The organism is Noviherbaspirillum suwonense (assembly GCF_900182955.1).
GTDB classification, from domain to species: domain Bacteria; phylum Pseudomonadota; class Gammaproteobacteria; order Burkholderiales; family Burkholderiaceae_D; genus Noviherbaspirillum_A; species Noviherbaspirillum_A suwonense.
Genome location: NZ_FXUL01000047.1, coordinates 1 through 19,999 on the forward strand (window position 1 = coordinate 1; position 19,999 = coordinate 19,999).

General features: G+C 54.6%; 24 protein-coding genes and 3 pseudogenes. 13 read left to right on the forward strand and 14 right to left on the reverse strand.

Annotated elements, in window-relative coordinates; all coding sequences use genetic code 11:
• The first annotated feature begins 339 nt into the window (after nucleotides 1-339).
• Nucleotides 340-2,055 carry a methyl-accepting chemotaxis protein gene (locus QOL82_RS28510; protein ID WP_283445711.1) on the forward strand — a complete coding sequence of 572 codons (1,716 nt, stop codon included), beginning with the start codon at nucleotides 340-342 and terminating at the stop codon, nucleotides 2,053-2,055.
• 83 nt (nucleotides 2,056-2,138) lie between these two features.
• Here QOL82_RS28510 and QOL82_RS28515 read toward each other — a convergent pair whose 3' ends face one another.
• Both QOL82_RS28515 and QOL82_RS28520 read right to left on the reverse strand, forming a co-directional pair.
• A complete protein-coding gene (locus QOL82_RS28515) occupies nucleotides 2,139-2,348 on the reverse strand; it encodes a hypothetical protein (protein WP_283445712.1) in 210 nt (69 codons plus the stop codon).
• A gap of 133 nt (nucleotides 2,349-2,481) precedes the next feature.
• Complete coding sequence (locus QOL82_RS28520) at nucleotides 2,482-2,997, reverse strand: M50 family metallopeptidase (protein WP_283445713.1); 516 nt, start codon at nucleotides 2,995-2,997, stop codon at nucleotides 2,482-2,484.
• A 243-nt stretch (nucleotides 2,998-3,240) separates the two neighbouring features.
• On the opposite strand from QOL82_RS28520, the gene QOL82_RS28525 reads away from it, so the two are divergent.
• Together QOL82_RS28525 and QOL82_RS28530 are read left to right on the forward strand one after the other, a co-directional pair.
• Nucleotides 3,241-3,708, forward strand: a complete 468-nt coding sequence (locus QOL82_RS28525) for a LexA family protein (protein ID WP_283445714.1) — start codon at nucleotides 3,241-3,243, stop codon at nucleotides 3,706-3,708.
• On the forward strand, nucleotides 3,705-5,015 hold the full coding sequence (locus tag QOL82_RS28530) for a Y-family DNA polymerase (RefSeq protein ID WP_283445715.1): 1,311 nt from the start codon (nucleotides 3,705-3,707) through the stop codon (nucleotides 5,013-5,015). The genes QOL82_RS28525 and QOL82_RS28530 overlap by 4 nt, the downstream gene beginning before the upstream one ends.
• Before the next feature lie 209 nt (nucleotides 5,016-5,224).
• On the opposite strand, the gene QOL82_RS28535 is transcribed toward QOL82_RS28530, so the two are convergent.
• Nucleotides 5,225-5,566, reverse strand: a complete 342-nt coding sequence (locus tag QOL82_RS28535; protein WP_283445716.1) for a YnfA family protein — start codon at nucleotides 5,564-5,566, stop codon at nucleotides 5,225-5,227.
• A gap of 2 nt (nucleotides 5,567-5,568) precedes the next feature.
• Nucleotides 5,569-6,129, reverse strand: coding sequence for a MerR family transcriptional regulator (locus tag QOL82_RS28540; RefSeq protein ID WP_283445717.1), 561 nt, complete (start codon nucleotides 6,127-6,129; stop codon nucleotides 5,569-5,571).
• 62 nt (nucleotides 6,130-6,191) lie between these two features.
• Between QOL82_RS28540 and QOL82_RS28545 the strand changes: the two genes are divergently transcribed.
• The gene (locus QOL82_RS28545) at nucleotides 6,192-6,491 is read left to right on the forward strand and encodes a hypothetical protein (protein ID WP_283445718.1); all 300 of its coding nucleotides are present in this window, start codon (nucleotides 6,192-6,194) and stop codon (nucleotides 6,489-6,491) included.
• A gap of 147 nt (nucleotides 6,492-6,638) precedes the next feature.
• Here the strand turns inward: QOL82_RS28545 and QOL82_RS28550 are convergent, their stop codons facing one another.
• Entirely contained in the window at nucleotides 6,639-7,445 is an 807-nt protein-coding gene (locus tag QOL82_RS28550) for an MFS transporter (protein ID WP_283445719.1), read from the reverse strand.
• 96 nt (nucleotides 7,446-7,541) lie between these two features.
• Here QOL82_RS28550 and QOL82_RS28555 point away from each other — a divergent pair, with 96 nt between their 5' ends.
• The 6 genes and pseudogenes from QOL82_RS28555 to QOL82_RS28580 all read left to right on the forward strand — a co-directional run.
• The gene (locus QOL82_RS28555) at nucleotides 7,542-7,931 is read left to right on the forward strand and encodes an ArsR/SmtB family transcription factor (RefSeq protein WP_283445720.1); all 390 of its coding nucleotides are present in this window, start codon (nucleotides 7,542-7,544) and stop codon (nucleotides 7,929-7,931) included.
• Nucleotides 7,928-8,437, forward strand: a complete 510-nt coding sequence (locus tag QOL82_RS28560) for an arsenate reductase ArsC (protein WP_283445721.1) — start codon at nucleotides 7,928-7,930, stop codon at nucleotides 8,435-8,437. Before QOL82_RS28555 ends, QOL82_RS28560 begins: the two co-directional genes overlap by 4 nt.
• 62 nt (nucleotides 8,438-8,499) lie before the next feature.
• Complete coding sequence (arsB, locus tag QOL82_RS28565) at nucleotides 8,500-9,570, forward strand: ACR3 family arsenite efflux transporter (protein WP_283445722.1); 1,071 nt, start codon at nucleotides 8,500-8,502, stop codon at nucleotides 9,568-9,570.
• 9 nt (nucleotides 9,571-9,579) lie between these two features.
• Nucleotides 9,580-9,858: pseudogene (locus QOL82_RS28570) on the forward strand (NADPH-dependent FMN reductase); the annotation flags it as partial.
• A gap of 93 nt (nucleotides 9,859-9,951) precedes the next feature.
• Nucleotides 9,952-11,084, forward strand: a protein-coding gene (locus tag QOL82_RS28575; protein WP_430438569.1) for an IS3 family transposase whose coding sequence is annotated in 2 segments (ribosomal slippage) — nucleotides 9,952-10,213 and nucleotides 10,213-11,084 — 1,134 coding nt in all. Because the reading frame shifts where the segments join, the coding sequence is not laid out codon by codon here.
• A 77-nt stretch (nucleotides 11,085-11,161) separates the two neighbouring features.
• Nucleotides 11,162-11,599: pseudogene (locus QOL82_RS28580) on the forward strand (NAD(P)H-dependent oxidoreductase); the annotation flags it as partial.
• 19 nt (nucleotides 11,600-11,618) lie between these two features.
• Here the strand turns inward: QOL82_RS28580 and QOL82_RS28585 are convergent.
• The 8 genes from QOL82_RS28585 to merT all read right to left on the reverse strand — a co-directional run bounded on the left by QOL82_RS28585 (nucleotide 11,619) and on the right by merT (nucleotide 17,626).
• Nucleotides 11,619-12,203, reverse strand: a complete 585-nt coding sequence (locus QOL82_RS28585; RefSeq protein ID WP_283445723.1) for a recombinase family protein — start codon at nucleotides 12,201-12,203, stop codon at nucleotides 11,619-11,621.
• 269 nt (nucleotides 12,204-12,472) lie between these two features.
• On the reverse strand, nucleotides 12,473-13,000 hold the full coding sequence (locus QOL82_RS28595) for a protein-disulfide reductase DsbD N-terminal domain-containing protein (protein WP_283445724.1): 528 nt from the start codon (nucleotides 12,998-13,000) through the stop codon (nucleotides 12,473-12,475).
• A gap of 38 nt (nucleotides 13,001-13,038) precedes the next feature.
• Nucleotides 13,039-14,385: a dihydrolipoyl dehydrogenase family protein gene (locus tag QOL82_RS28600; RefSeq protein ID WP_283445725.1), complete on the reverse strand. Its 1,347-nt coding sequence runs from the start codon at nucleotides 14,383-14,385 to the stop codon at nucleotides 13,039-13,041.
• A gap of 10 nt (nucleotides 14,386-14,395) precedes the next feature.
• The gene (locus QOL82_RS28605) at nucleotides 14,396-14,638 is read right to left on the reverse strand and encodes a hypothetical protein (protein ID WP_283445726.1); all 243 of its coding nucleotides are present in this window, start codon (nucleotides 14,636-14,638) and stop codon (nucleotides 14,396-14,398) included.
• A gap of 171 nt (nucleotides 14,639-14,809) precedes the next feature.
• A complete protein-coding gene (locus QOL82_RS28610) occupies nucleotides 14,810-15,100 on the reverse strand; it encodes a MerC domain-containing protein (RefSeq protein WP_283445727.1) in 291 nt (96 codons plus the stop codon).
• Between the two features lie 98 nt (nucleotides 15,101-15,198).
• A complete protein-coding gene (gene merA, locus QOL82_RS28615; protein ID WP_283445728.1) occupies nucleotides 15,199-16,833 on the reverse strand; it encodes a mercury(II) reductase in 1,635 nt (544 codons plus the stop codon).
• 1 nt (nucleotide 16,834) lies between these two features.
• A complete protein-coding gene (merP, locus tag QOL82_RS28620; protein ID WP_283445729.1) occupies nucleotides 16,835-17,128 on the reverse strand; it encodes a mercury resistance system periplasmic binding protein MerP in 294 nt (97 codons plus the stop codon).
• Nucleotides 17,129-17,269: 141 nt separating this feature from the next.
• Nucleotides 17,270-17,626 carry a mercuric ion transporter MerT gene (gene merT / locus QOL82_RS28625; protein ID WP_283445730.1) on the reverse strand — a complete coding sequence of 119 codons (357 nt, stop codon included), beginning with the start codon at nucleotides 17,624-17,626 and terminating at the stop codon, nucleotides 17,270-17,272.
• A gap of 85 nt (nucleotides 17,627-17,711) precedes the next feature.
• On the opposite strand from merT, the gene merR reads away from it, so the two are divergent.
• The 3 genes from merR (at nucleotide 17,712) to QOL82_RS28640 (ending at nucleotide 19,001) form a co-directional block, all read left to right on the forward strand.
• Complete coding sequence (gene merR / locus QOL82_RS28630; RefSeq protein WP_283445731.1) at nucleotides 17,712-18,110, forward strand: mercury resistance transcriptional regulator MerR; 399 nt, start codon at nucleotides 17,712-17,714, stop codon at nucleotides 18,108-18,110.
• 268 nt (nucleotides 18,111-18,378) lie between these two features.
• The gene (locus tag QOL82_RS28635) at nucleotides 18,379-18,807 is read left to right on the forward strand and encodes a hypothetical protein (RefSeq protein ID WP_283445732.1); all 429 of its coding nucleotides are present in this window, start codon (nucleotides 18,379-18,381) and stop codon (nucleotides 18,805-18,807) included.
• Between the two features lie 53 nt (nucleotides 18,808-18,860).
• The gene (locus tag QOL82_RS28640; RefSeq protein ID WP_283445733.1) at nucleotides 18,861-19,001 is read left to right on the forward strand and encodes a hypothetical protein; all 141 of its coding nucleotides are present in this window, start codon (nucleotides 18,861-18,863) and stop codon (nucleotides 18,999-19,001) included.
• Nucleotides 19,002-19,093: 92 nt separating this feature from the next.
• On the opposite strand, the pseudogene QOL82_RS28645 reads toward QOL82_RS28640, so the two are convergent.
• Nucleotides 19,094-19,903 (reverse strand): annotated as a pseudogene (locus QOL82_RS28645) (cation diffusion facilitator family transporter); the annotation flags it as partial.
• Nucleotides 19,904-19,999 lie beyond the last annotated feature (96 nt).

Here is a 19,999-nt window from a genome sequence, read left to right on the forward strand (position 1 = left end):
TATTGCCTCTTTGGAACGGTTTCTTCGCTCATCTCGACCTCCATGTACATAGAAATTAATCGATTTCTGCTGTACGTGGAACCGGGGCAAGGTCACAGAGTGTTCGGAGAAGAAACTGGATAGCTTTTTCGCTATCCTGCGCAACGTGGTGAACAGTCACATCAACAGCCCGCCTGATGCAAAGATTATCGAGTTAAGCGACCTGGCCGCGTAATAAACTTCCAATTGATAATACTTTGATATCCAGTTTTGACTCTGTCTGTCGAAAACCCGTTACAACATGTCGGGTGCGCAGTTTCCGGACCCGGCATAAAACTAAAACCACTGGATATCATCTTCATGAACTTTATTAGCAATATGCGAATCGGCAGCCGGCTTGCCCTTGGATTCGCGGTCGTCCTCGTCCTTTCGATTCTTATCACGATCGTCGGCATTTTTAACCTCAATGCCGTTGCCGATTCAGCAGAACAGATGTTGGACCAGCCGATCAAGAAGGAACGCCTGGCCAGCGACTGGAGCCGCAATATCAACGTGGCTGTCACCCGTACTTCCGCCATCGCCAAAAGCAGCGATATGTCCTTGGTACCATTCTTCGCCCAACAGGCCGAAATGACGACCAAGTCCACCGCAGAAGTCGTTAAGAAGCTCGAACCGGAATTGAAGACCGAGCAGGAAAAGCAGGCCTATGCCAAGGCGATGGATGTTCGCAAGGTCTATCTGAGCAGCCGTGACACCGTCATCAAGCTCAAAGGGGAGGGAAAGCTGGAAGAAGCCAATGCGCTGCTAGAAAAGACCTATCTTCCTGCCGCAGAAGCCTACCAGGCCTCCGTGGCTGAGTTCGCCAACATGCAGCGGTCCATGCTTGACGAGCTTGCTGGCCATATCAAGGATCTGAAAGAGCAGAGCCGCAACCGCGTCGTTTTGTTGGCGCTGCTGTGCGTCGCGCTGAGCGTGATCATCGCAGTCTGGCTGACCCGCAGCATCACCCGGCCAATCCAGGAAGCAGTCATCAGCGCGAAGCGTGTCGCAAAGGGAGACCTGTCCGGTGAGATCGAAGTAAAGTCCAGCGACGAAGTTGGCCAGCTGCAGCAGGCACTCAAGGATATGACCGGGAATCTCCTCAAGATCGTTGGCGACATCCGCAAAGGAACCGAGTCAATCGCAACTTCTTCCTCCGAGATCGCCGCCGGCAACCAGGACCTGTCATCGCGCACGGAGCAGCAGGCAAGCTCCCTGGAGGAAACCGCCTCCTCAATGGAGGAACTGACCTCGACCGTCAAACAGAATGCCGACAATGCCCGTCAGGCCAATCAGCTGGCCATGACGGCTGCGGACGTCGCCGTCAAGGGAGGCGAAGTCGTATCCGAGGTGGTAGACACGATGGCAGCGATCAATGATGCATCGAAAAAGGTAGTCGACATCATCAGCGTTATCGACGGCATCGCGTTCCAGACCAATATCCTTGCGCTCAATGCAGCGGTGGAAGCGGCGCGCGCCGGCGAGCAGGGCCGTGGCTTCGCAGTCGTGGCAACCGAGGTGCGCAGCCTGGCACAGCGTTCCAGCGCGGCTGCAAAGGAAATCAAGGACCTGATCGGCGATTCCGTGTCGAAAGTGGAAAGCGGCACCGAACTGGTTGGTCAGGCAGGCAAGACCATGGAAGAAGTGGTTGCCAGCATTCGCCGCGTGACCGATATCGTGGCGGAGATCACGGCTGCCAGCAACGAGCAGAGCGCAGGGATCGAGCAGGTCAATCAGGCGATTGCGCAGATGGACCAGGTGACCCAGCAGAATGCCGCGCTGGTGGAAGAAGCCGCTGCAGCGTCCGAGTCGATGCATAACCAGTCGCAGCAGTTGTCGCAAGCTGTCAGCGAGTTCAAGCTGAGCAGCGAACCTGCATTCGCCCAGGCAGCCCGCCTGGCGCCGCGTACAGCCGCCGCCAGCGTTCCGGCCGTGCGTGTCCCGGCAGCGACCGGGAGGGCCGTTGCAGCCCCTGTATCACGCTCTAGGCAGGCAGTTACCACGGCAACCGCAGGCGGGGACTGGGAAGAGTTCTAACCTCTGGCCAGTCGCTGGCCTCCTAAATGCAAAGCCCTCGGTCCGGTATGGATGCGAGGGCTTTGTTTTTCCAGCTTTCGGAATCAGTCAAAAGGGCGAAGGAATTCCCGGTAGAAGCGCTGTCCCTTCACCGGGTCGGCCTTGGTGATCTCGGCATGGATCTCCCGGACCAGAACGGGCGGCTCGGCCGGATCGCCCCATGCGTCGAGAATTTTCTTGTTGGCGCGAAGATTGAAAGGGGTCCATTCACGCGCCAGCCGCTTTGCCTGTTCGCTAACAGTTTCGGTTGCCATGGATAGGAAAGAGCATTCGCCCTATGGCGAACTGAACTGCAAAGTTGATGGAGCAGGCAAAGATAGCAGAACTGATCGTCAGCGCAATGCTGACGGCCTTATTTTTTGCGTGGTTCGTACGTGCCGATGAGTGTTACAGCACCAGCGTCAGTACCACCATGGTGCCAATGCCGATTGTGAAAAGCTGGCGCCGCTGGCCCTCATTGATCTGCACGCCGCGCTTGGCCAGAAACGCTTCCACGACGGTGAAACCGTCGAACGGTGGCAGCGGGATCATGTTGATCGCGGCCAGCAGGAACGAACCTTTGGCGGCGATTAGGGTTGCCCATGAAGGCACGACCCAGTTGGCCAGCAGCAGCAACAGGCCGAGAAGAATGGACGACGCCGGGCCGGCGGCCGCGGCGATCGCCCGGTCGCGCAGCGAAGCCATTGCATAGTCGTCGCTGATGGCCATGCCGATGAAAGGCAGCAGGCGGATTTCTTCTTGCGCGGTCACGAAAAGAAGCGGCCCCGCACCAATGACGACCTTGTCGACCCGCATGCCAAGCCGGCGCATTACACACGCATGCCCATACTCATGGATTACCAAAAGGAAGGTGAGCATGAACCAGATCAGCCCCAAGCCCAGTACCAATTTCAGAATCATCATGTGTTCTCCGACCTTCCCAGAATCTCCAGGCATTCTCGTCATGATCGTGCCGGACCATCATCGGTTTGCGCAAGCGTTATAGCATTAGCAACATATTATAGGAGAAACAACTTTATTGCCTGAGATTAATGTGTCTTTTAGGGGCCGTCAGTAGTAACAAATCAAGGGGAAGCAACATAGCGCCTTGCGGGAAACACTTTGCCTCCCTATACTGGACAAAAATACAGTTGTTTCCCAAACTCAATGTCTAATCGCGATCTCGTCAATTTGGCCGAGCTGCATACGCTCGTCCCTGTTATCTGGCCTCTGAAGCCCACCGGTCACTCAATGATTCCGGCCTTCAGGGTCAAATGCCCGGCCGGTTTTCCGTCGCCAGCGGCAGACTATTGCGAAAGCGGTCTGGACCTGCATGAGTACCTGGTCAAGCATAGGGCCGCAACATTCATTTTCGATGTCTGCGGCGACTCGATGAAAAACGCCGGGATTTTTGATGGCGACAAAATCGTCGTCGATCGAGCGGTCGAAGCCAAAAGTGGTGACATCATCGTCGCCATCCTGAACGGGGAACACACCGTCAAGCGGGTGCATATCACCTCGGATGGCATTGAACTGCGTCCGGAAAATCATCTCTATCAAACGATTCTGCTGGGGGAGGCTGAAGAGCTGATTGTCTTCGGGGTAGTCGTTGGCGTCGTTCGCAAGCTGACATGAACATGCAACGCACAAGCGGAGCACTCTATGCGCTTGTCGACTGCAACAATTACTACTGCAGCTGTGAGCGCGTTTTCAATCCGCGCCTGGAAGGCCGCCCTCTTGTGGTCCTTTCCAACAACGACGGATGTGCCGTGGCGCGCAGTCAGGAGGCGAAAGACTTAGGCGTCAAGATGGGCACGCCATGGTTTCAGTTGCAGGATCTGGTACGCCAGCATCGGCTTGTTGGCCTCTCCAGCAATTACACGCTTTATGGCGATATGAGCGCCCGGGTCGTGCAAGTACTCAGCCAGTTCTCGCCGGACTATGAGGTGTACAGCATTGACGAATCCTTCCTGCAAGTCGATCAAATGCGTCTTCTGTGGCCGAGTTTTACTGCCATGGGAAAGGCCATCAGGATGCGTGTCAGGCAATGGACCGGCATCCCCGTATGTGTCGGACTGGCGCCGACTCGCACCCTGGCCAAGTTAGCAAATCACATAGCAAAAAAGAACCCCCAGTTCGGCGGTGTATTTGACCTGACCGCCTATCCTTCTGTCGACCTCGACATACTTCTGTCTTCCATCGATGTCGGAGAGGTTTGGGGAGTTGGACGTCGTATTGCAGAGAAGCTGCATGGCATGGGCATCCATACAGTTCAGGATTTGCGCCGTACTTCACCAAAGACGATCCGGGCGCATTTCTCGGTCGTGATGGAGCGTACCGTCACTGAGCTGCAAGGCAATCCCTGCATGGACCTTGAGGAAGTGGCGCCGGCCAAGAAGCAGATCATCTCATCGAAGAGCTTCGGTGCGTCAGTTGCGACGCAAGAGGAACTGATGGAGGCCTTGGCGACCTACGTAAGCCGGGCGGCAGAGAAGCTCCGCGCGCAGCATTCCGTGTGCGGGGTGCTGCAGGTTTTCATCCACACAAACCAGTTCCGTCCGGACGATCCGCAGTACAGCAATGCCGTTACCATCCCCTTGCCGTACCCTACATCGGACACGCGCAAGCTCGCCTCTGCTGCGGCGATGGGTTTGAGGGCAATTTTCAGGAATGGATTTCTATACAAGAAGTGTGGCGTGATGCTGCTCGACATATCGCCGGCCGGCACCATCCAGCGGTCCCTGTTTGACGCGGTAGAAGAGAACGCGATGCATTCGGCGGCCATCATGTCGGTCCTCGATGGGCTCAACACCCGTTTTGGCCGCGACACGGTAAAGGTGGCTGCCGCAGGGACTGCGCAGCGCTGGATAGCACGCGCCGAAAACAAATCCCAGTGCTTCACGACCAGGTGGACGGAATTGCCGAAGGCGATAGCAAACTGACAGGATCGGTTTTCTCTTGCATGTCGAATTCGTTATTAGCGACACTTTCGATTTCGGACCCGGACCATTGGTATCTTCAGGAAGGTCCGCTTGCGCGCGGTTACCGGTCATAGCAATAGCATGTTGTACGCCGGCTGTCGACCCTTTGCAGTCCTTCAGCCATAGTTGTCCAATGTCTGGTATGACGCGGTAAGTCGTCATTGACTATGTCAAACATGTCGTTGTCCCATTGCGATTATGCCGGCACCACAAAGGGCAAGAGCAACACCAGCGACGTCGGTCCACGTCGGAGCAATGCCATCGACCAACCATAGCCAGCCAAGCGCCGTCGCGATGTAAATGGACCCATATGTTGCATAGACCCGACCGCTGGCCGCCGGATGCAACGTCAGCAACCAAACAAAAATCATTAAGCTGAGTGCCGCAGGTAGCAACAGCCAGATACCTCCTTTACCCGAAAGCCAGAGTAGCGGGAGATAACACCCGACCAGTTCAGCAACCGCCGTAGCGAAGAACAATCCAAAGGCTCGCATAAGTCCCGCCCATTCCATGCTTATGCCCGCCTGACTTGTCTAAACGAAGTGGATTCTACAAGCGGGGGAATTTTCGTTTGCCTTTGCGGCGTGGCACAGCAACTTTCATCGCTGGTAGCTGATTTTTCAGATTGGATAGTCGACCAGTCTTCAATAATATTGCAATCTCTTGTATAGCCCTTGCAGCAGGACTCGTCGCAGCTTTCCACGAATGAAACGAGACTCGCTTCGAGTTTCAGCATTTCCTGAACCCTCGCACTCACGGTATCAAGCCGCATCTGAGCGAGATCCCTTACTTCGATGCACGATCGGTCCCCGTCTTCCAAGAGATTTACCAGTTCCCGAACCTGCTCAATGGGAAAGCCAAAGTCCCGGCAACGCTTGATGAAGGTAAGCCGCTTCAAGTCACTATCCCGGTAAAAGCGCCGACCGTTCGCCGAACGTTGAGCTTGAGGCAGTAGACCTATTTCTTCGTAGTAACGAATGGTCGGCACATTGATGCTGGTGTGCTTAGCTAACGCGCCGATCGTCAGGTTGGGTTGCGACATTGTGCTTTTCTCCAAAAATTCCTTGCTGCTCAAGTTACTTGAGGTTGTAACTTTGATGCAAGCACAACATTCGTGCGCAATTAAAAGGAAAAATCATGAATGAAACACAAATGACGCGTGGTTCAACCGTTGCGAAGGTAGGAACTGCAGGGGCAGCGGGAGTTGCCTTGGCTGCCTGTGCAGCATGCTGTGCCCCTTTGGTTGCCCCGTTGTTGGCATGGTTTGGACTGTCCAGCCTTGGGATGGCAATGACTGGTTGGTATTTAGAAACGGCAGTTGTATCCGCGATAGCACTCGCTGGTTTCTTTTTGCATCGCCGCCGCAAAGCCATAAACCGTGTGCAATCTTGTCAGGTCGACGGCAGTTGCGGATATGGCAGCACCCCGAAAAGCTGATCTATACTCGCCGCACCTTTACTATGAAATGGTAGGAAAAACCCTCTCGCAGTGCACGAAGAAGATCGAAGAAGATCCCATACTTTGCAGCGAGCTTACTTTCCAACGTTGCAAAAAATATTGATATTAAGAAACTTAGTGACTTATCTAAATGCTGCTCGTTTTGTTACGTTTAAGAGCCGGCTGTCTGCGAACAGCAGCAAGGTAGAACGCTGCCGAAGCCAAAGAAATGGTGAGCAGCGTTGTGAACACTGCCTTTGACGAAATCTCAGCTTCCACCAGCGCCGCAATGGCCAGAGGACCTGCGGCTTGGGCCATCAACGTCGGACCCGCTAACGCACCAGCAATCGCGCCATAGTTTTCCCGTCCAAAGAGCTTCTGCGGCACTGTGCCGCGGACGATGGTCAAGATGCCATTGCTTAGCCCGTACAAGCCGCAAAACGCGGCCACTACCCATTGTTCTATACCAAGGAACAGCAATACGGCCAAAGCGGCAGGCAGCATTGCAAAAGTCAGTTTTTCAACCACTTCTGGTGCCGCGCGCCTGGCAAAGACCATCTCGCCAGTCGTCCAGGCGCGATTGATGGTGGCGAAGGCTGCTTCATAAAACACAAGGGCCATACCGACGCCAAGGACAGTCCAGGCTCCGTAGTACTGCCACAGGGCCTGTACCTGGCTAAGCCCGATGAGCCCAGCTCCGCAAATCAGAGAACCGGCCGCCATGACAAACCGGCCGCCGAAGCGGTCAATCAGGAGTCCGGCCGGCGTAGAGGATAGTCCAGCAACCAGCAGGCCCCACGAAAAAGCTCCGAATACCAAATCCATTCGCCAACCGAGGGTGCGGTGGATCTCCGGAGCGAGAAGAGAAAAGGCATATAACAACGAGCCGTATGACGCTATCAGCGTGAATCCTAAACTCCCAATCAGGTGCCAGTTCTTCTTGCTGTGCTCCATTGGACGCCTCGTTTTTATGGCTCTTTGTACTAGAAATCTGCTGACGCACAGATAGCTTAAGGTCAACTCATCATAGCAGCCGAACAAGAATTTTCAATGTTTATTGAATTAAACGACGAATGTTGTATAGTCATGCTTATGGACCATATCGCTATTGTTACCGCCCTTGATGCGCTCGCACATGAGCATCGGCTTAAAGTTTTTCGCATGTTGGTGCAGGCAGGCCCGGAGGGGCTTACTGCCGGCGCAATTTCTAGTGGGTTAGAGGTCAAGCCCTCCGCGCTTTCCTTCCATTTGAAGGACCTGGTGCGCGCTGACCTGATTCAGCCACGGCATGTAGGACGCCAGATTTTCTATTCCGCCCGGTTTGAAACCATGAACGGATTGATTGCGTTTTTGACTGAAAACTGCTGTGGCGGAAACCCTTGCACGCCTGTAAGCGCTTCTACTTCCTCCAACCTGCTCCTGACGGAGAGCCTCAAATGACTGAAAAAACGTATAACGTCCTGTTCCTCTGCACTGGCAACTCGGCTCGCTCCATCATGGCTGAAGCGCTTGTCACCACGATGAGCAAGGGCCGCTTCCAGGGATTCAGCGCCGGCAGCAAGCCCGGCGGCACGGTCAATCCATTTGCTATCGAACAGGTCAAGAAAACTGGCTACCCGGTCGACAACCTGCGCAGCAAAAGCTGGGACGAATTCGCAGCGCCTGGTGCACCACACATGGACTTCATCATCACTGTCTGCGACAACGCTGCAGGTGAGACTTGCCCCTACTGGCCAGGTCATCCAGCGACCGCGCACTGGGGATTTGAAGACCCGGCTGCGGTTGAGGGCACCGACGAGCAAAAGCGGGCGGCCTTCGAGAAGGTTTTCAAGCAAATCTTGGCCCGGATGAACACGTTCGTAAGCCTGCCATTGCACTTGCTGGAAAAGAACGCAGTCCAGCAAGAAATCAAAAAGATTGGCGACACGCCAGTCACCTCCGCCTAACCTCGATAGTTGGCCGCTGCCTCGTTCACCACGCTAGCGGCTACTCCGCTTTGTAGACCAAAATGACCACCACTCACACCACGGCAGTAGCTGGCGGCGCTGCGCCGGCCATCGGCTTTTTTGAACGCTATCTGACAATCTGGGTAGCTCTTTGCATTGTTGCCGGCATTCTGCTGGGACGCGCATTCCCTGCTGCATTTCAGGCCTTGGCGCGACTTGAGGTTGCCCAAGTCAACATCCCGGTCGGCATCCTGATCTGGGTCATGATTATTCCGATGCTCATCAAGATCGATTTCGGGGCATTGACGCAAGTGCGCAGCCAGTGGCGCGGCATAGGCGTCACGCTATTAATCAACTGGGCTGTCAAACCGTTTTCCATGGCGCTCCTGGGCTGGCTGTTCATCCGTCATGTATTCGTCGATTACTTACCGGCCGATCAGCTCGACAGCTATATCGCTGGACTGATCCTGCTGGCCGCCGCGCCCTGTACGGCAATGGTTTTTGTCTGGAGCCAGCTATGCAAGGGCGACCCGTACTTCACGCTTTCGCAGGTTGCACTAAACGATTCCATCATGATCGTGGCGTTCGCGCCGCTGGTGGCACTCCTGCTTGGCCTGTCCGCCATTACGGTGCCGTGGGACACGCTGATCACGTCCGTTGTGCTCTACATCGTCATCCCTGTGATTTTGGCCCAAGTCATACGCAAGATGCTACTGGCGAAGGGGCCGAGAAGCCTCGAGCGTGCAGTTGCAGCGCTGGGGCCGTATTCGATCTCTGCGTTGTTGCTGACGCTCGTTCTGCTGTTCGCATTCCAGGGCGAGGCCATCACGCAGCAGCCGGTCGTGATCGCCATCCTGGCTGTGCCCATTCTCATCCAGGTCTTTTTCAACTCAGGACTGGCCTACCTTTTGAACAAGAAGCTGGGTGTAGCCCACTGCGTAGCCGGTCCGTCAGCCCTGATCGGCGCGTCCAACTTTTTCGAGCTTGCGGTGGCGACTGCCATCAGCCTATTTGGCATTCAGTCCGGCGCAGCGCTTGCGACTGTGGTCGGCGTCCTTATCGAAGTGCCAGTGATGCTGTTTGTGGTCGCGGTTGTGAACCGATCGCAGCACTGGTACGAAGCCAAAGCCTAACTTATACCTATGTCACTCGATAACTTGCCAAACCTCACAAAAGACCTGTTTGTCGTTCCAGCGCGGTTAGACTTCGCCGGGGTTGCAACTTCAACGCACGCACCGCGATTTCTCCTGCTCTACGGGTCGTTGCGCCCACGGTCTTTCAGCCGCTTACTGACTCAAGAGGCTGCCCGCCTGCTTGAAGCGATGGGAGGCGAAGTTGAGATTTTTGATCCAAGCGGATTGCCTCTGCCGGACGATGCACCCGACACTCATCCAAAGGTCCAAGAACTGCGTAAACTGGCTGAATGAGAGGTGGCCCCGGAAATTCGGACAGTTGGATAAGTGGAGGCCTTGCTTCACAATCTCGGTCGCAGGACCGAATACAGGAGCAGGAGCATGACAAAGAGAACAAGACGGAACCACTCAGGCAGCTTCAAAGCGAAAGTGGCAGTAGCGGCATTGCGCGGCGATAAGACGCTCACTGAGCTGGCTGAGCAATACCAGGTTCATCCGACCCAGGTGACGGAATGGAAGAGGCAACTGCTTGAGCGCGCCGCTGATCTATTCGACGGTGCTGGCAATAAGGCGGAGAACGAGCCGGACCTGAAAGTGCTGCATGCGAAGATCGGACAGCAGGCGCTGGAAATTGATTTTTTAGGAAGCGCGCTCACCAAAGCGGGATTGCTGAGCGCAAAAAAATGATTGACCGTGGCCACGATCTGCCGGTGACCCGGCAATGCAAGATTCTCTCCTTGGCGCGGTCCACTGCTTACTATCGTCCTCAGCAAGCCAGGGAAGCGGACCTTGCGCTGATGCGCAAAATCGACGAACTGCACCTGGAGTATCCGTTTGCCGGAAGCCGGATGCTGAGGGATATGCTGCGTCAGGACGGTCATGCGGTCGGCCGCAAGCATGTAACCACGCTGATGAAGCGCATGAACATCGAAGCGGTGTACAAGAAGCCCAATACCAGCCGTCGCCATCCTGCCCATGCGGTCTATCCGTACCTGCTGCGCCATATGGAAATCAGTCGGCCAAATCATGTCTTTGCAGCAGATATCACCTACATTCCTATGAAACGGGGCTTCGTGTACCTGTTTGCCGTGATGGACTGGGCCAGCCGCCGCGTGCTGGCATGGCGCCTATCGAATACGCTGACCACCGACTTCTGCATCGAGGCGGTTCAGGAAGCAATCTACCGCTGCGGCAAGCCGGACATCTTCAACACCGACCAGGGTAGCCAGTTTACGAGCCTGGAATTTACTCAACTGCTCAAGGAGAATGACATTGCCATCAGTATGGATGGTCGTGGCTGCTGGCGAGATAACGTCTTTGTTGAACGGCTATGGAAGTCCATCAAATATGAAGAAGTCTACCTGCGTGCCTACGAGACGGTCAGCGCTGCCCGCAGTGGGATAGCACGCTATATTGACTTCTATAACACCCGGCGGCCCCACAGCTCGCTTGACGGCATGACGCCGGATGCGTTTTACTTTAAGGACATGCCGGCCATGCAAAGCGCCGCATAGGAAAATGGGCAAAACCCATCATCAGCAAGGTCCCACTTAAGAACCAGCGATTTCTGTCCAAACAGGTGGGGCCACCTCTATGGTCGGAAGGCATGGTCTGGTCCTCACCAGAGCGCCACGGCGCCATGACGGGCATTATGAAGGCGCAGATTGACTGGATCCCGCTGTCCATTGGCGCTGTTCGGCCAACCCAGGGTAAAACACTGGCAGTGATGGAAGTTTCCGGCGGCTCACAGTCATTCAATGCCTTGAACCAGATGCGTGTGCTGGGAAGATGGATGCGCATGATCACCATACCCAACCAGTCGTCCGTCGCCAAGGCATTCATGGAATTTGACGAAAACGACCGGATGAAACCATCGGCCTACTATGACCGCGTTGTCGATGTCACGGAAGAACTCTACAAGTTCACGCTGCTGACCCGCGATATCGCGCCATACTTGGTGAACCGCTACAGCGAGCGCAAAGAAAGTGCCGAAGAACTTTCAAAGCGAGTAAATCAGCGATCCATCTGACGAATAAACTTACTGCAGCTCAGCTTACTGACCGTTCTGGCTTAATAGGCCCGACTGCATTGAAGATCGTCGCCCGGCAGACACCGTACTGCTTTGCGATATCTACAACCTTGTTGCCCGGGTCTTTCAGCATCGCTTTGATCTGTTTGATCTGATCATCGCTGAGCGATGGCTTCCGGCCGCCCTTGCGTCCACGCGCACGCGCCGCGGCGAGCCCGGCCTGTGTTCTCTCGCGGATCAGGTTGCGCTCGAACTCGGCCATTGAGGCGAACACATGGACGATCAGCTTGCCGCTGGCTGAACTGGTGTCGATCCGCTCGGACAGCGACTCGAAAGCGATGCCGCGCTTCTCCAAGTCATTGACGATCGCAACCAGGTCGGACAGCGAGCGGCCCAGCCGGTCCAGCCGCCACACGGTCAAGGTGTCGCCGGCTCGCAGGGCCCGCAGGCAATTCGCGAGCTCCGGCCTGGCCAGCGTCGACTTGCCGGATGCGTACTCTTTATATATCTCGCCGCACCATGCTTTCGTTAGCGCATCATTCTGAAGATTAAGATTTTGATCTTCGGTACTGACGCGGGCATATCCGATCTTGGTAACGTTCATTATTCACATATCCGGTGGCTTTTATTTACTTAGACTTTTAGATAAGTTATTAGACATAATGCCGTAAATAAAAGGACCTTTCGAACCGAAATTGCCAGTTTTCAAAAATGTCTAATAATTGAACGTTTGTTAGACGCGATTTCGTCATCTTCTAATGGTTGCCGGATTTGATCATGACCTGCTTATTGAACGCACGAACAGCGGTATTAAGAGATCTGAGGCAGAAGTGAAAAAATTCGGTCGACCTTCCATACTGTTGAATTGAAATGTCACGGCAACGTTAAGGCGACAGTCTTATCAATCGGCGGATAACATACTCCCAGCTTTTCATGGCAGCCCTGATAAGCCGCTACGAGGGCAAAGTTCTTTGCCTGCCCTAGCCGGTCTAACGTAATCTCAGCCTGGATTGGCTTCTTATAAGTCTCCATCTTTCCAAAATTCGGGTCTGTCTTTATGTCGCCGGTCGGGAGCTTCACAGTCTTGATCTTGATGCCGCTAGCATCTTTGACAGTAAAGTGAATTCGGTCTTTGTACATGTAATAGCCAGCAGCCGGAGTCAATTCCGCCAACACTTTATTGGGCCCCTTGACTGTCACCTTGAGTTTAAAGGCTTGGTCAGGTTCCAGCAGCTCGTCTTCGTTGGTGCTGGCAAAAAGACTTGATGCGCCCTTTAATGGGTTAGCTGGCGTTGATTGCTGGGCATGACCATGCAGCAGCGCGCCGAAAAATAGCGTCGCTCCGAGTAAAACTGTTAATTTTTTTGCACTAAACATAATATTTTCCAAAAAAAATTGCATGAAACTGTCTGCGCTACGGAAATCTCGGTAGCAAAGTTCTATAGCATAGAACTGATATCCGAAGCGCCGGTGGGGTAGGCAAACATGGTGTTCCTAAGGTCATCCGCGGTCAGCCCATGGCGTATCGCCAACGCAAATATATTGATGACCTCATCCACATGCGGCCCAACCAGGTGAGCTCCCAGGATATGGTCGCTGGCTTCGTCCACCAGTACCTTGAACCCGTAGACCGGTTCGGCCTGCTGGCGGGCAGTAAACCAGGTTGGCGTACTTTGGCTTTGCATCCGGAACTTCACACCCTTTTCCCGTGCTTTCGCTTCTGTCAGGCCGACTGAAGCAATCGGCGGGATGGTGAATGCGACGCTTGGCACACCCTGGTAGTTAGGTGTCTTCTGATTTCCGTTCAGGATGTTGGCTGCAACGACCTTCGCATCATGGCTGGACACCGGGGTAAGCGGCGGACCCATACGGGCAGCATCACCGGCCGCGTAGACAGAGGGATTGGACGAACTCTGCAGATACTCATTGAGCTTCAGTCTGCCGTTCTCCACCTCCACACCACCAGCGGCAAGGTCAAGCGGTTCAACGTCGGAAACACGCCCGGCCGCATGCACGACGAGATCTGCCTCAATCATTAACTGTGTCCCACTGCTCGAGGAAAAAACCTGGTAGCCGTTGGCGACCTTTTCGATGCGTTCCACTGAAGTCTTCGTCCGGACATCAATACCCAAAGCGGTAAAGGACGCCATGAGCCACCCTACTAGATCGGTATCGAATTCTTTAAGAATGCGATCTCCATGCTGCAAAATCGTCACCTTCGCCCCGGCCCGGGATGCAATATGCGAAAACTCGGCAGCAATATAACCACCTCCGACCAGCACAATTCGTTGTGGCAGCGTCTCCAGTGCGAGGAAGCCTTCGTTATCCATCAAGTGCTGCTCTCCAGGAATGCCAAGTTTGGCTGGCTCAGCACCTGAGGCAATCAGGATATGTTTGGCTTCAAGGACCTCTCCTGCAACTTCTAGCGTGTTCCTGCCGGTAAAGCGTGCCTTGCCATGATAAGTATCGATTCCTTTATCTTGATACCGCTGCTCCATCTTTTCCGGCACAGGGTCGGTGAAGGTACGCTTGAAGGCCATTAATGCTGGCCAATCGATTTCGACACTACCTTCAACACCATGGGTTGCCATTCGTCTTGCATAGTCGACTGCTGCCGCCCCGCTGATGAGCATCTTCTTCGGATCACAGCCGCGCAGTGCGCAGGTGCCACCGAAAGGACGATAGTCAATCACGGCCACTTGCTTGCCCGCGGCGCGGACTCGCATAGCGCCCGTCATCGCAGCCGTACCGGCACCAATGACGACCAAGTCATACTGCTTTGCCATAGTGGTTCTCCTATTCTGTGGGCTTGATGCTGCCTTCATTACGGGGACATGTGGCACAACCGCGCTTGGCGTACCAGATAAAACCGCCGATACCGAGCAACGCTAGGACGACACCGGCAACTGGCCAAACTGGCGAGACGAACTTGAAAGACACACCCGCCAGCAATAAAAGAGGTAGTCCGCAACAGAGAAGATGCAATACTGCAAATAAAATGAAGCCCATAAACGAAGATTTTTTTGCTTGATCTTCCATCAGGTGTTTCCTTTCCTTAGTTGCAGAGTGAGACACGCTGGCGTTTGTTCTGCAACGCCACCCACGTCAGGATTAGATACGTTGCGCTGACCGCACCCGCAAAACGATGTTCGAGAGGCTTGCCAGCACCAAAGCTGCAATCCCAAAGGCGGCATAGATACCGTTCCCGCGCTACATGGATAGCCCCATCGATATCGCTCCCACAACCCCAATCGCAAAGGCACCCCACTGATGGTGGTGGCGGGTGCCGCTGTACAGTCCCCATAACGCAATCGCCAATGAAACAATCAGGAGAGTTAGCAAAACAGCATCGTTTACTAAAAAGCCAAGGCCAACGGCGGATACGATGGACAGTAAGGCAGGTAAACCAAGGCAACACAGGGCGGCAAAGGCGGCCCCGCCAATACCAACCTTGTCGAGATTGCGTTGCCAAAATGATGGTCGGTCGGATAAGGAAGGCATTGAGTGGTCCTTGATAAAATCGGTTGGTGCGCTGCTTTACTGCAGATGACGCTGCTTCCACTCGGACGCTAACTTACGTGTTTCATGAAAGCGTCTCGTTAGCCTGCACAGCACGACAGTTGCTTGACGTCCTTGAAAAACGTCTGTGCGCACAGCTTCAGGCCTTCGATCATGGTCAGGTAGGGGAACAACTGGTCACCCAACTCTTGCACGGTCATTCCATTGCGAATTGCCAGCGCAGCGGTCTGAATCATCTCGCCGGCTTCCGCCGCCAGGATTTGTGCACCGAGGAGGCGCCCGGTCCTTTTATCGGCAACGAGCTTGACGAACCCGGTCGTGTCGAAGTTGGCCAAAGCCCGAGGCACGTTGTCCAAAGTCAGCGTGCGACTATCCACGTCCAACCGCTGCGCTTGAGCTTCTGCTTCAGTGATTCCCACTGTGGCGACCTGTGGGTCGGTAAACACCACGCCTGGCATGGCAGACAAATCGAGAACGGCATCTTCTCCCAGCATGTTGCGAGCGGCGCGGGTTCCGGCAGCGGCAGCGACATAGACATACTGCGGCTGATTCGTGCAGTCGCCAGCCGCATAGATATGCGGCACCGATGTACGCATGTGGGAATCGATCACGACTGCGCCGCTTGTATCCACAGCCACACCCGCTGCCTGCAGGTTCAATGCGGCAGTATTGGCTTGTCGTCCAGTCGCCACCAGCAGGCGGTCACCGCTGAGCAACTCACTGCCGACGTCCAGTTGGAAGCTACTGCCGTCATAGAGCGCGCTGGTAAGCTTGGTATGCGTCAGAATGCGCATGCCTTCAGCTTCGAGCGCGGCCTGCAGTCCTGTACCGATGGCAGGGTCTTCCTTCGAAAGCAAGGTGGAGCGGGCAATCACTGTTACCTGCGAACCGAGCCGCAGGAATGCCTGAGCAAGTTCCAGGGCTACGACCGACGCACCGTACACCAGAAGGTGCTTGGGCAGTTGCTCTGCCACGAGTGCCGTAGTAGATGTCCAGTAAGGCGTCTCTGCCAGGCCAGGGGTATCAGGAATGCTGGGAGAGCGGCCGGTTGCGATCAGAATACGATCCGCTGCAACATGCTTGATGGTTCCATCGGCCTGCGTCACTTCCAGCGTCTGCGCGTCGATAAAGCGGGCTCGGCCGCGCAGCAGGCTGATACCCGGATTTGATTCCAGAATCGATTCGTATTTATCGCGGCGCAGTTCCTCGACACGACGTTGCTGCTGCATGACCAGAGCGGCGCGGTCGATCTGCGGTGTGTGTTTTTCAACGCCGGGAAATGGGTGATGCGCCTGCTGATGGGCGATGTGCGCGGCACGAATCATGATTTTCGAGGGCACGCAGCCGACATTGACGCAAGTGCCGCCCACGGTACCGGCCTCGACAATCGTCACGGTCGCACCGCCTTCGGCCACGCGCAAGGCCGCGGCAAACGCTCCCGAGCCGCTGCCAATGATGACCACTTTCAATCCCGTGCCTTTGCCGAAGTGAGCGGTTGGTGTTTTACGTTCCAGCTGGGCGTCATATCCTTTAGCGCGGATTGCCTGAATCACGGTCTCGGCTTCAATGCCAGCGTCAACGGCGACCGTCGCATGACGCTCCGGATAGGACACCGCCGCATTGTGAATGCCTTGCACCGTGGCCAGGGCTGCCTGCAGAGATGATGCGCAGTGGTCACAGGTCATGCCCGTGACTTGAAAATCGAGCGTTCCCATTTTAGTTTGCTGCCTTTACGGTCGCGGGGTAACCGGCATTCGTCGATGCCGCGCTGAGTTTTTCAAGCGAGGCCTTGCTGTTGTCAAAGGTAACGACAGCTTCACGCTGCTCGAAGCTGGTTTTGACTTCCTTTACGCCGTCCACCTTCATCAGCGCCCTTTTGACGGTAATCGGGCACGACGAACAGTTCATGCCTGGCACAGCAAGCGTTGCGATCTGCACAGCGGCAAATGCAGTCGATGAAATTCCGGCTGCAGCCAAGACCAGGGCGAGGACACGAATGGATTTCAACATGATTTCTCCTAATGATTAAAAACGATGGGACAGCAGCCTATGCGGGACATGAACAGCAGAAAAAAGAGCATCGCACCGTATAAAAGTGAGCCGACTGCCAAGGCACCAAGAATCCAGCGAAACTTCAAAATGGGGTAATCCTCAATCGAGCAAGGTCACGAAATACGGATACGCCAACGCGACCAGGACCAGCAGGGATACCACCCAAAACAATACCCGGTACCTCGTGTTGGCCTGTGGCATGGCGCAGACGGAACCAGGGGCACACTCATCGGCAGCCGGACCTCGATAAATCTTGCGGTAGGCGAGCACCATACATAGTAAGGCGATGCCGATAAAGATGGGCCTGAATGGCTCCAGCATGGTCAAGTTCGATATCCAGGCACCACCAATGCCCAAGCTAACCAACACCAGTGGGCCAAGGCAGCAGGCGGACGCCGCCAGCGCAGCGACAGCACCACCGACCAATGTCGTTTTTGTAAGCTTATCCGTATCCATAGGGTCCAAATTAAGGTTTGAAACCATACTATATGTGCCGTACCATGGTACGGAGTCAAACGTTTTATGGAGATTCCGATAAGTTATGGATAACAAAATTACTATCGGCAAAGTAGCTGCTGCTGCGGATGTGAATGTTGAAACCATCCGGTTTTATCAGCGACGCGGTTTGCTGGCCGAACCACCTAAAGCGTTAGGTGGCTTCCGGTACTACGATGAAGCCGCTATCGAGTGCGTCCGGTTTATCAAACGGGCACAAACACTGGGCTTCTCCCTGGAGGAAGTCATTGGATTGCTGGCTCTGCAGCAGTCCAATGCATGCAAGCAGACGCATGACGCCGCAGTGCTCAAGCTGCAACTCGTTAAAGAACGAATCAAGGACTTGAATCGTATCCACACGACATTAGAAGCATTGGTCAAACAGTGTGAAGTTGGGCCGGCTGCAGTGACTTGCCCGATTATTGAGTCACTGAGCCATAGCTGAGAGCGGCGCTATATCTTGACAACGCGCAATGTTGTCGTTTTTGCATTTTTCCAAGTTGTTATAAGTACAAACTTAGTCAATTAAGGAACCGTTTGTTGAACATGTAGTTAGTCTACAAACCCATTGCTCCTGTTTTTCACATAGTTGATTTTAGAAAATTTATTCGTTAAAGGAATGTATCGCTGACCTTTCAGGCCGACCGCTGCACTTGCATGGGGAACGGTGGACGCATCTATATAATCCAGCCAACTTGTTTCAGGAGGACATCTTGGGCTGGATAATCATTTCGCTTTTGCTGCCAATCTTCACGCCTTTTTTATTTTATTGGGTGCTCAAAGGATTTGCCTTTCCGAGTGCGCCTAAAGTCATTCAGATGATCAAGGATGGCCAGCTTGGCTGGGTCGGTGCCGGGTTTGCCTGCTCGACGCTCTACGAGATTTTCGAGCCAGGCACCGACAAGGCGATGTCGATGGAGGCCGGCGCCGGGTATGCCATCGGTGCTGCAATCGTCTTCCTGTGCGCCTCAAGCGTGATTGCCGCGGTGGGAACAATGCTGCCGGTCGCCTACCCGAAGCCGGCCAATGTTATTTGGGGGAAACATTACCAAATTATTATCAAATCGGTTGGTTTGACCGCCGCAAGCGCTCTGTTGTATGGATTGGTCCATTATGGTATCGTTGGAGTACGGATGTTATAAATATAACCTTCGCACCCTATACAGTTTATACAGATCATGCGACGGAGCGCGAGATGACAACCTTGAAAGCTTGGATGGGCGAACGCCTTGACACGCCTGAAAAAGCGCGTACGACGCTGTCGAATATTGCTGTGGGCGGCGGCGTGGTCGGTTTGGTCTTGACCCTGGTGGCGGTGGTGATCGCCCACGTCTAAGAAGTGGATTCGCAAACGAAGAAGGCGAGCATTGCTCGCCTTTTTGCTTTTCTGATGTGAAGATGTGTTGGTTGCCTAACCAGTCAGTCAAGCTAGTGACTGTGCCCTACATGCGAACCATGTGCCTCGGTTTGTAAGCCAAAGTGATAGTCCTCATCGATCTGCTCACATGGCACTAACTCGCACTGGATAGTTACGTGAGTAATTTGAAAGTCGTGTGCCAGACGCTCCCTTATGGCATCCAGGATCGAGGACGCCAATACCTCCGAAGCATGGACGACATGAACCGTCAGGCTGACTTTGCCGCTGGTGATAGCCCAGACATGAAGGTCGTGATAGCTACGCACGCCTGGCACTGCCGCTATTGCGTCGCCGACGTGGCCAACGTCGACTTCCTCGGGTACACCTTCTAGCAAGATGTTTAGGCTGGCTTTTAGGAGAACCCACGTACGGGGCAGCACCCACAGCCCAATACCAACCGCGACTACCGAGTCCACCCAAGCCCATCCCGTGAACCGGATAATGACAGCGCCCGCGATGACGCCAAGTGAACCCAGCATGTCACTCCAGACCTCGAGGTACGAACCTTTGACGTTCAGGCTCTCATCCTTCCCCCCCGTAAGCACCCGCATGCTGATGAGGTTGATGATTAGTCCCAGAACTGCAATGACGAGCATGGTGGATGACTGAATTTCCGGTGGACTGGAAAGCCGCCTGTATGCCTCGTAGAGGATGTAGAGAGCAACAGCGAAAAGCAGCAGCGCATTGAAGGCCGCAGCCAGGATCTCGAACCGGTAGTACCCAAAACTGCGCTGCTGATCGGCTGGCCGGCGTGCAATACGGACTGCCGCAAGCGAGATAGCCAGCGCAGCGACATCGGTGAACATATGAGCAGCATCAGAGTGATCCTGCCTCGGTTTCACGTACAGCAGGTTATGCAGCTTTCAACATGTTTTCAACCTCCATCGGAGTACGGTAGCCAATGGAAGAATGAAGGC

What these genes read in the sequence shown, in the direction of transcription:
- QOL82_RS28510 (WP_283445711.1), top strand. Translation starts at nt 340, where the DNA reads ATGAACTTTATTAGCAATATGCGAATCGGCAGCCGGCTTGCCCTTGGA.
- QOL82_RS28515 (WP_283445712.1), bottom strand. Translation starts at nt 2,348, where the DNA reads ATGGCAACCGAAACTGTTAGCGAACAGGCAAAGCGGCTGGCGCGTGAA.
- QOL82_RS28520 (WP_283445713.1), bottom strand. Translation starts at nt 2,997, where the DNA reads ATGATGATTCTGAAATTGGTACTGGGCTTGGGGCTGATCTGGTTCATG.
- QOL82_RS28525 (WP_283445714.1), top strand. Translation starts at nt 3,241, where the DNA reads ATGTCTAATCGCGATCTCGTCAATTTGGCCGAGCTGCATACGCTCGTC.
- QOL82_RS28530 (WP_283445715.1), top strand. Translation starts at nt 3,705, where the DNA reads ATGAACATGCAACGCACAAGCGGAGCACTCTATGCGCTTGTCGACTGC.
- QOL82_RS28535 (WP_283445716.1), bottom strand. Translation starts at nt 5,566, where the DNA reads ATGGAATGGGCGGGACTTATGCGAGCCTTTGGATTGTTCTTCGCTACG.
- QOL82_RS28545 (WP_283445718.1), top strand. Translation starts at nt 6,192, where the DNA reads ATGAATGAAACACAAATGACGCGTGGTTCAACCGTTGCGAAGGTAGGA.
- QOL82_RS28550 (WP_283445719.1), bottom strand. Translation starts at nt 7,445, where the DNA reads ATGGAGCACAGCAAGAAGAACTGGCACCTGATTGGGAGTTTAGGATTC.
- QOL82_RS28555 (WP_283445720.1), top strand. Translation starts at nt 7,542, where the DNA reads ATGTTTATTGAATTAAACGACGAATGTTGTATAGTCATGCTTATGGAC.
- QOL82_RS28560 (WP_283445721.1), top strand. Translation starts at nt 7,928, where the DNA reads ATGACTGAAAAAACGTATAACGTCCTGTTCCTCTGCACTGGCAACTCG.
- arsB (WP_283445722.1), top strand. Translation starts at nt 8,500, where the DNA reads ATGACCACCACTCACACCACGGCAGTAGCTGGCGGCGCTGCGCCGGCC.
- QOL82_RS28585 (WP_283445723.1), bottom strand. Translation starts at nt 12,203, where the DNA reads ATGAACGTTACCAAGATCGGATATGCCCGCGTCAGTACCGAAGATCAA.
- QOL82_RS28595 (WP_283445724.1), bottom strand. Translation starts at nt 13,000, where the DNA reads ATGCAATTTTTTTTGGAAAATATTATGTTTAGTGCAAAAAAATTAACA.
- QOL82_RS28600 (WP_283445725.1), bottom strand. Translation starts at nt 14,385, where the DNA reads ATGGCAAAGCAGTATGACTTGGTCGTCATTGGTGCCGGTACGGCTGCG.
- QOL82_RS28605 (WP_283445726.1), bottom strand. Translation starts at nt 14,638, where the DNA reads ATGGAAGATCAAGCAAAAAAATCTTCGTTTATGGGCTTCATTTTATTT.
- QOL82_RS28610 (WP_283445727.1), bottom strand. Translation starts at nt 15,100, where the DNA reads ATGCCTTCCTTATCCGACCGACCATCATTTTGGCAACGCAATCTCGAC.
- merA (WP_283445728.1), bottom strand. Translation starts at nt 16,833, where the DNA reads ATGGGAACGCTCGATTTTCAAGTCACGGGCATGACCTGTGACCACTGC.
- merP (WP_283445729.1), bottom strand. Translation starts at nt 17,128, where the DNA reads ATGTTGAAATCCATTCGTGTCCTCGCCCTGGTCTTGGCTGCAGCCGGA.
- merT (WP_283445730.1), bottom strand. Translation starts at nt 17,626, where the DNA reads ATGGATACGGATAAGCTTACAAAAACGACATTGGTCGGTGGTGCTGTC.
- merR (WP_283445731.1), top strand. Translation starts at nt 17,712, where the DNA reads ATGGATAACAAAATTACTATCGGCAAAGTAGCTGCTGCTGCGGATGTG.
- QOL82_RS28640 (WP_283445733.1), top strand. Translation starts at nt 18,861, where the DNA reads ATGACAACCTTGAAAGCTTGGATGGGCGAACGCCTTGACACGCCTGAA.